2 protein-coding genes are annotated in these 2,593 nt (G+C 41.4%); one reads left to right on the forward strand and one right to left on the reverse strand.

Annotated features, from left to right (window positions below):
• Window positions 1-2,115, reverse strand: a 2,115-nt coding sequence (locus ACFFAP_RS37865; RefSeq protein WP_375516010.1) for a GAF domain-containing protein, incomplete at its 3' end; no start/stop codon positions are given.
• Between the two features lie 293 nt (window positions 2,116-2,408).
• Between ACFFAP_RS37865 and ACFFAP_RS37870 the strand changes: the two genes are divergently transcribed.
• A partial coding sequence (locus ACFFAP_RS37870) for a hypothetical protein (RefSeq protein ID WP_375516011.1) occupies window positions 2,409-2,593 on the forward strand: 185 nt, incomplete at its 3' end.

Raw genomic sequence — 2,593 nt, forward strand, 5'->3', positions numbered from 1 at the left:
GGGGATTGGGGATTGGGGACTTGTACTGAGCAAAGCCGAAGTATTGGGGATTGAGTTAAGAAAAATCTTCCCTAGTCCCCAGTCCCTAGTCCCCAGTCCCTCATCTAAGTAGCCAATCTCAACCCATTGCTCTGCCTTATCGTTGTATTTGAACGCATTGCCCAGTAGATTACTGAAGACTTCATTAACGAGAACTCGGTCACACTGAACTGTTGGTAAAGGCCGAGGAATGCGAATATCTACAAGCCCAGAGTCTTGGCGACTAGCACGAAAGACTTCAATCACTTGGGTAACCAATTCGTTGAGGTCAGTTGCTTGCTCTCGCAGTTGTGCTTGTCCTAACTGCGAAAGTCGCAGCAGAGCATTAATGAGAGTTTCCATGCGTACAGACAAGGAAACTACTGTTTGTAAGCACTCAATTCCGTCATCATCTAATACTTGGGCATAGTCTTCTAGCAGCACCGTCGAGAAGTTATAAATTCCCCGCAAAGGCTCTTTGAGGTCATGGGAAGCAGCGTAAGCAAAGGAGGCTAATTCCCGGTTGCTGCGCTCTAACTCCAGGTTGATTTTAGCTAACTCATCCGCCTTAGATAGTACAATACCAACGATCGCATTACTCAGAGCGATCGCACTCTCAAGTTCACAAGTTTCCCAAGGTAGAGAAGTTAATCTAACCGTTTCTTGCCATTGTTCAAAGGATTTTCGTGGAGATAGGGTAAGGCTACCATCTGTCTCGGCTTGAATGGTTTCGTTGGGATTACCTGCCCAGTTTACCGTTTGGATAACTTCGGGGCGAAACCAAAGAATATAATAACGCCGCACTTTAGAAATCCGCAGTAGCAACAAGCCACTGGCAGTATCTTTAAATATGAGCGCCTCTGGGTAAAGCTTGGGCAGAGAATCGGTGGAAAACAGGTTGTCACTAACTTGAACATCCGCCCATTCAATCAGCGCCTGAACTTCATGAATATTCGGTGTTGCTCCCACAAGGGTAATTTCATTACCTAGACAAACCGCCGCTCCAGTGGCACTAACAAGATCTAACAAGCGGATTTCAGGTTTAATTAGAGCATCAATAAAATTATCTGCCTGGGAAATAGACTCTAAGAAATCAGACTGTAGTGATTTGAGTTTTACCTTATAGTTCCATTCCGAATAACTAATTTTGTGCGTTAATTCTGAAGACACAATCTGTCCCAAAAATTCGCACATTTTCTGCACTTCGTAAGAAATATACTTTGGTGTTAAATGATGGCAAGATATTAATCCCCAAAGTTTCTGCTCTTGAATCAGCGAAATCACTAAAAGCGCCTTTACCCCCATATTTTGATGATATTCAGCACAACACCAATCAAAACTTCGTAGCAGAGAGTAACTTAAATCAAGAGGCTGATGTGTTGTCGGATTTTCCGTTGGAACCAGCTTAACAGGTTCGGCTGTTAAATCTGGGAGAAATCGGAGAAAGCAGCGCTTATATAACTCCCTAGCCTGCGCTGGAATATCTGTAGCAGGGTAGTGGAGTCCTAAATAAGGTGATAAATCTTCCCGTTTAACTTCTGAAACAACACAACCCGCTTCTGACTGGTCAAATTGATAGACCATCACCCGGTCGAAACCGATAATTTTTTGGATTTCTTCAGCGACCAGATGCAAAAATTCTATCAGGTTTGATGTTCTTTGCATTTTTGCGATCGCTTCACCCGCCAAAGCATGAAAATCTAAAAAACTTACCTCAGATTTTGAGTCACTCGGTTCTAACTCCAGAATCACAGCCTCTTCTGTACGATGAGCAATAGCGTCAAAATCTCGTTGCTGATGCAAAGTACTTATTGATACTTTAAAAGCATGAAGACTGCCAATTTTTTTTACTAAGCACTGCTTTACAGTTTCTATTTGTTGAGCTTCTAGCAAATAGCTCAACGGTTTGCCAAACAAGTCTTCTGGCGCTTTGCCCAAGTGTTCTTGGGTATTGTTGCTAACTTGCAATATCTCTAGCTGAGTACTGAGTGCCAGTAGAACGCCATGAGGTTGAATAGAGCCAGGTATGTGGATAGGTTTGCGATCGTGGTTAGTCAGAGCAGTAGCTTCGGTAGTAGTATTTTCAGGCTGGCTCATAAATCAACTTATGTAAAGCTGATTTTTACAATAGCGCAATTAAATGTGACATTTCTTTAAAGTATATGCCGATAAGGATGAATGCGAGGAAATTTTTTTAAGTGCTATTTACAGAATAAGGATATTTACTGCGACTTAGTAATTACTGTATTCAGAATTGATTGCAAAGCATTTATGATGGTGCTAAAATTCGTATTCAGTATTTTCGCTACTGCTCTTAAAATAAATGTCATTAAAACACATAGCAGTACTCAACTAAAGCTATACAAATATTTATTTGGGAATATAAGTTTATGACCTCAACCACAACTTATACTTACGATGCCGATGGCAAACTGATATCCCAGAGCATAGACAACAACAGTGATGGGACAATAAACTCAGTTATTACCTACGGCTATAACCTGACATTCGTAAGCAATGACAACATCGGCGACGACATCTTTGATTATGTCGAAACTTATACTTATGATGCCAA

The sequence above is a fragment of the uncultured Nostoc sp. genome (assembly GCF_964245575.1).
Classification (GTDB): domain Bacteria; phylum Cyanobacteriota; class Cyanobacteriia; order Cyanobacteriales; family Nostocaceae; genus Nostoc.